The sequence below is a fragment of the Zymomonas sp. genome (assembly GCF_020216885.1).
Lineage (GTDB): Bacteria > Pseudomonadota > Alphaproteobacteria > Sphingomonadales > Sphingomonadaceae > Zymomonas.
Window position 1 is genome coordinate 1 of record NZ_JAIWON010000158.1, and the last position, 6,333, is coordinate 6,333.

6 protein-coding genes are annotated in these 6,333 nt (G+C 44.7%); 2 read left to right on the forward strand and 4 right to left on the reverse strand.

The genetic code is table 11. The annotated features are described in order from the left end of the window. Positions 1–1,350 (forward strand): hypothetical protein (locus tag LDL18_RS08405; protein ID WP_296508681.1); only part of this gene is annotated, 1,350 nt, incomplete at its 5' end. 55 nt (positions 1,351–1,405) lie between these two features. Further along, the gene (locus LDL18_RS08410; protein WP_296508687.1) at positions 1,406–2,803 is read left to right on the forward strand and encodes a retropepsin-like aspartic protease; all 1,398 of its coding nucleotides are present in this window, start codon (positions 1,406–1,408) and stop codon (positions 2,801–2,803) included. A 5-nt stretch (positions 2,804–2,808) separates the two neighbouring features. On the opposite strand, the gene LDL18_RS08415 is transcribed toward LDL18_RS08410, so the two are convergent. From LDL18_RS08415 to LDL18_RS08430, 4 genes are all read right to left on the reverse strand, one after another. Next, positions 2,809–3,456 carry a heme exporter protein CcmB gene (locus LDL18_RS08415; RefSeq protein WP_296508689.1) on the reverse strand — a complete coding sequence of 216 codons (648 nt, stop codon included), beginning with the start codon at positions 3,454–3,456 and terminating at the stop codon, positions 2,809–2,811. After that, complete coding sequence (gene ccmA, locus LDL18_RS08420) at positions 3,453–4,118, reverse strand: heme ABC exporter ATP-binding protein CcmA (protein ID WP_296508691.1); 666 nt, start codon at positions 4,116–4,118, stop codon at positions 3,453–3,455. Before ccmA ends, LDL18_RS08415 begins: the two co-directional genes overlap by 4 nt. A 196-nt stretch (positions 4,119–4,314) precedes the next feature. Further along, positions 4,315–5,772, reverse strand: coding sequence for a HAMP domain-containing sensor histidine kinase (locus LDL18_RS08425; RefSeq protein WP_296508693.1), 1,458 nt, complete (start codon positions 5,770–5,772; stop codon positions 4,315–4,317). A 2-nt stretch (positions 5,773–5,774) separates the two neighbouring features. Further along, the coding region (locus LDL18_RS08430; RefSeq protein WP_296508695.1) for a response regulator transcription factor at positions 5,775–6,333 on the reverse strand (559 nt) is incomplete at its 5' end.

Sequence of the window (6,333 nt, forward strand, 5' to 3'; positions counted from 1 at the left end):
AAAGGGAAACTTCCCTCTCCGAAATTGGTTAATTTACTTAAACAGCAACCGCCTCAGGCTCTACAAGAAGGGCTTAAACTATTGCCTGGCGGAGATGAATCTGCAGATGCCCTTTTTGAAGGTGATGGCATCCGTCTTCAGAAAATGGGTCACGACTCTAGAATAGAAAATTTCGCCAAAAAATTTGCCAGCATAGAAATCTTACGGATAAGAGGTGACTTCAAAGAGGCGAATAAACAGCTTTCTATTTGCCACAAAACTTTTTTCAGAGAAGCTGGCGAACCGCCTATTTCTTCCATCAATCTTTCTGCCATGGTCTGCGACCAACTCCTAGCCGGAAACTACTTTCTCGAAGGTAACTTAGCCGCTTGGGGTAGAAAAATCGACAATATCAAAAATACCTATTACCCCCCCCTTCGAAAATTTGCTGGCCTCGAACAATTCTCTCTTGCAGATGTTAAAATGGGCAGTCTGTCAGTTGCACCGAACTCAATACCGCCCTTCATCGTCATCGGAATAAACCATCCGCAGACACTGTCACTAGAATACCGAGAACCTACCTCTAAAGACTGTTGCAGAACTTTGAATAGTCCCTCTCTCACTGCGACTCTAAATAGGAAAAAAACACCTTTCTTTTTGGAAACCGATACGGCTATTGGCAAACTACCTAAAGAATTAAGTCAATCGCCTCATATTCACATTGTTGGACATATAGAAAAAGCAGGTAATGGACGTGGCGAGGCTTTTAATGGCGACCTCGGAATCGTTGATGAGCTTAAAATCGGGAATACTATTCTAAAAAATGTTCCCTTTCTTTTCACGAACACAAAAGAGGCTTCTCTTGGCCTGACAATTCTCCAAAAATTAGGCAAAATACAAATCAACAGACAGCGTTTCACTTTCGGAAAGAATATTGATTGTAACTGTCAACAAGATATCCATTTGGGCAGTAGCTTTAGCGGCAGTTTTTATATGCTAAGATATCCCATCACATGGCAAGGAAAGACCGAACTAGCGGCCGTTGATCCCAGTCAGACAGATGCGCGCTTTAGCCTTATGACTTTTCAACCTGATTTTACGACAGAAGAAGAAAAGCAATCCTTCGAAATTAGCGACGAGATTGAAGGCGAAAAAATAACTGCCCGCGCCTATTTAGAAGAGGGGAATCTTTCCATCGACGGTATCGACTATGGTAAAAAACAAAAATTCGTCGAGAAGGCGCGCTCGCGTATCCCCTCTAAGCTCATAACTGTCACAATCCTCGAAAAAGCTGACCTCTATATCGACTTCATCAATCACAAGGCCTGCCTCAAACAGAACACTTCGGACATTTCGCATACACCAAAATAAAACAGAGTAGGGGGGAAATTATAACTAAAATAACCCGCTTTACCGAGAACCCATCATGCCTAAAAAATACCGTTTTCTTCTCTATCCATTTTTTCTAAACGCCCTTCTCTTACCGCCTTTGGAGGCTGAAAAACCTCTTATTTCACCAAAACTGATTGAATTTCTTAAGCAATACAGACCCGAAGATCTAAAAAATGGTATGGAATTGCGATCGGGCGGTGATGAAATGCTAAAGGGATTATCGGAGGGAGACGACCTACTTATTGACAAAGTGGCCAAAGATTTAAGCGACAGTCGCTCTGTTCAAAAATTTGCTGAAATAAACAAACTTCGCGTTAAAGGTGACTATCAAAACGCTAATAAACTACTTGATATAAATACTTTTTTTCAAAAATCTGATATGATTGATCCACTTCCGCCCATCAGTGGTGTCGGCATAATATCCAAACAAACATTGGTGGGTAATTACTTTTTGGATGGCAATCTCAAGGCTTGGGGCAAAACCCTCGACTTTATCAGAAACGTCTATTACCCACCCATCCGAAAAATAGCAGGGTTAGAAGAATTCTCTCTTACCGATGCCGAAATGGGTCGGTTGTCGGTCTCCCCGAATTCAATCCCTCCCTTCAAGGTTACTGGGATAAATCACCAACAAAGCATTCCACTGCAATTTGACATGGATTTAAAGGAAAAACATAGGCGGAGTGCTAACCACATCCCCCATATAACAGCATCCCTAAACGGAAAGGACATCCCTTTCTTTTTGGAAACTTGTGCCGCTATTAGCAAATTACCAGAAGAGTGGCGTCATTCTCCCCATGTCCATATCGTCGGGCATCTCGATCGAGCAACGAATGGAGCTTCTGAATTTTTTAGTGGCGATCTAGGCATTGTTGATGAAATCAAAATCGGAAAAGCCGTTTTAAAAAATGTTCCTGTTCTTCTCGCTGATGTCAGCCAACCCTATCTCGGGCTGATGGTTCTTCAAAAACTGGGAAAAATCAAAATAGACAAACAGCAGATGACCTTTGGCAAGGATATCAATTGTAACTGTCAACAAGATATTCACCTTGGTAGTGCATTCGGTGGCGATTTCCAATCGCTCCAATACCCGATTACATGGCAAGGACACTCGCGTTTAGCCGTAGTTGACTTTACTCGAGAGGATAGCCTTTACAATCTATTAACTTATAAACCAGAATTTACGTCACAAGAGAAAGAAAAATCTTTCGAAGTAAGACCAAATCCGAATAGAAAAGAACTAAAATACGAGATTTATTTTGATCAAGGTAATTTATCTATCGATAATATGGATTACGGACAAAAAAAAGAAATAGTTATAGAAGATAATACATCTCGATTAGCCACAATCATCGGATTGTCTATTGTCGATAAAGCTGACCTCTATCTTGACTTTATAAACCACAAAGCCTGCCTCAAATCGATACAGTAGGATTTTCACCCATCTTGTCCGACACGCAAAGCCGCGCCGATAACAAAAGGCGCGACAGCGAGCAGAAACAACGAACAAGCTGCCAATAATAGAAATGCCCCAGGTTGATGACCATCAACAGCTCCCGCCCCAAAAATGAGTAGCGGCACCGCCAAAGGTAATACAAGTAAAGCAGCTAATCCACTTCCTGACTTTATCCTTGCCGTCAAAGCAGAAATCATAACCCCCAAAGAGGCTAGGCCAGGCGTGGCCAATAAAAACCCGGCTTCCAATTTCCAAAAAATTGGCCAATCCAAAGACAATAAAGCTGATGCCGGCAACAAAGCGATCATCAGGGGAAGCGCAAAGCTCAACCAATGGGCAATAATACGCGCAATCGCTACCCATTCTTCACTAATACCCCTCACCGAATAATGATCGAAAAAGCCATTTTCGATATCGGGAATAATCAAACGATCAATGGGCAATAAAGAAGCCAACAGAGCTGCAACCCATAATATTCCGCTACCAGTGCGCGATAAAATTATGGGGTCACTACCTACGGCGAAAGGGAATAAAACAGCAACCAATAAAAAAAACAAGACAGGTAGAAAGCCCCCTGCCCCGATCAAAATTGAGCAATCCCGACGAATTAATAAAACAAGCCGGATCACGAGAAATGACTTTCATCCAAAAGGTCAAAGAAGGCTGGTGACTGGCTAGAATCCGCTACGAAATTTTCCAAAGACAAGGTTTTATAGTCAGTCATATCAAGTCCTTGATGACTAACAGCCAGAACAATTCCGCCCTTTTGGCGATGATGTTCTATCATTTCGATCAAAGCCCTAACAGAAACCGCATCCAGCCCGTTTGCTGGCTCATCCAACAACCAGATAGCCGCATGGCTTGCCAACAAACGCGCCAACACAGCTCTTTTACGTTGTCCAGTCGAAAGCAAACGCACAGGTGAATCCGCCAATTTATCAAGAGCCATCACCGCCATCGCTTCTTTTTCCGCGCCAGAAACACCATCCAAAGCTGCCCAATAAGCCAAGGCTTGCTGTAAAGACAAATGCCGATCAAGTGCCAGAGCCTCGTCAGAAAAAGCTATCTGTCCGTCTTTTTCGATATAACCCGAAAAAGGTTTTAAAAAACCGGCCAGCAGACGCAAAAGGCTGCTTTTCCCGATACCATTGGCACCTGTTATTAAAACGGCCTCTCCCGCCTTCACGTTAAAGGACAAATGGGTAAACAGTAAGCGGTCGCCTCTCAAGCAACTCACATCATGACATGCCAGCCTTACATTTCCGAAATCGGACAGACCTTTTCTCCCCAACAAGATCCCCTCAAAGGGATGGAAAACAATATCAGAAATCTATGACTTCACATGCCCTCAATCTAAAGCACGTCAATGCCACAGAAAAACCAAGAGAGCAGAAAGATACCGTTTCAAAATATTGTCTTGTCCATCAGAACGGACAAATAGCGGGGCTATACAAAACCCCTTATGCCTATCCCATCGACCCGTAGATTTAATGCACTGATGGCAAAGCTAAACGGACAAAGAGACCGCCCAAATCTTCACTTTCCTCCAAAGTAACACCGCCACCATAAATTTCTACTACATCGCGAACAATGGCCAAACCCAATCCAGTTCCGGGTTTATCTGTATCCAAACGCGCACCGCGTTTAAACAGCTGCCCACGGAGATTTTCAGGAATACCAGCACCATCATCTTCAATCAGGATTTCAACCTGCTTACCCTGTTTTTCTACCGTAACAAAAACGCGTCCCTGACCATATTTAGCCGCATTTTCTATAAGATTTCCTAAGATCTCGTCCAGATCTTGTCTTTCTATTCTGACAACCGCGTCTTTAACTCCGGCAAGATCAATTGTTGCATGAGGATAAAGCCGAGTAACCGCGCGTTCTACTGCCAGTAAAGCAGGCCATACCTCTGCTTGGCTTTGAGCATTGCCCCGCCGTCCGATAGCCCGCGCTCGCGCCAAATGATGATCGACATGCCGCCGCATGGTCATCACTTCCCGCAAAACAACTTCTTTCAAGGTATCGCTATTAGCATTCGCCTCATTGGTCACAACCGTTAACGGCGTTTTTAAGGCATGTGCCAGATTACCGGCATGTCGTCGAGCCTCTTCGGCTTGCCGCTCGTTATGAGACAACAAAGCGTTCAATTCTTCAATCAAAGGGGCAACTTCATTTGGCATCCGGTCATGAATACGCGAGGCCTGACCATTACGGACAGCACTAATCTCGCGCCTTAATTTCCTAAGCGGCCATAATCCGATCGTCACCTGTAAAACGGTAATAACAATCAACCCCGTGCCTAAAATCAAAAAGGCTTTCACGAGGGTATGGCGTAATTTTTTGATCTGATTGTCTAAAGAGGTGCGGATTTCAGCAACTTGGAACCGCCAAAGAACAGACGAACCGGGTAAGCGAACATCTCGTTCCATCACCCGCAAAGTGCCATCAGAAAATTCGTCGCTATCATATGTCCGCACCAATTGCCCTTTAGGCATCGGATTGACTTCAAGCGAGCGATCCCAAAGCGAAGGGGACGGAAATCTTTCATATCCGCTACCGCTAACCTGAAAATAAAGCCCGCTATGGGCTTCCAAAAAACGCTGGTCACCCAAAGGCCTATTCAGTCGAACGGCGCCTTCGGGGTCAATTTCAGATGAGGCGATCATCGCAGCCAAAACATAATCAAGCTGGCTGTCAAAATTATCGGTGACGGCTTGGGTCAGCACTCGATCCAAGGTCACGCCACCGCCCGATAACAGGATAAATATCCACAAAGCCGAAATAGCAATCAACCGGCGGGTCAAAGAACCGGTAGGTCGTATTACCGGCTCCTGACTGTTATTTTCTCCGATTGGATTTCCGCTTTTTTCGATTTTTTTCCGGCGAAAGAAACGACTAAAAAAACGCTTTCGGCCACCGCTAGGGGAAGAAGCGGAAGCCATAATCAGCCGTTATTCCGATCCTCTGGGTCGTTCAAAGCATAACCCAAACCACGAATAGTCGTGATAACATCCTGCCCCAATTTCTTACGAATACGGGTTACAAAGACTTCAATCGTATTGGAATCACGATCAAAATCCTGATCGTAAATATGCTCGATCATTTCGGTGCGACTGACAACTTTGCCTTTATGATGCATCAAATAGGAAAGCAGCTTATATTCCTGCGCCGTCAATTTGACAGGCTCACCGGCCAAAGTCACTTTGCCAGAACGGGTATCAAGTCGGACATCACCTGCCGTCAATTCAGAAGACGCATTACCGGAAGCCCGTCGGATCAAAGCCCGCAAACGGGCAATCAATTCTTCGGTCTGGAAGGGCTTGGTCAGATAATCATCGGCACCGGCATCAAGACCCGCTACTTTATCAGACCAGCTATCTCGCGCAGTCAGAACCAGAACCGGCATTTCTCGGCCTTCTTTGCGCCAACGATCAAGAACGGTCAGACCATCGACTTCGGGCAAACCGAGATCAAGGACAACGGCATCATAATTTTCGCTCGAG

Coding starts and splice junctions, on each gene's coding strand:
- LDL18_RS08410 (WP_296508687.1), top strand. CDS start 1,406: ATGCCTAAAAAATACCGTTTTCTTCTCTATCCATTTTTTCTAAACGCC.
- LDL18_RS08425 (WP_296508693.1), bottom strand. CDS start 5,772: ATGGCTTCCGCTTCTTCCCCTAGCGGTGGCCGAAAGCGTTTTTTTAGT.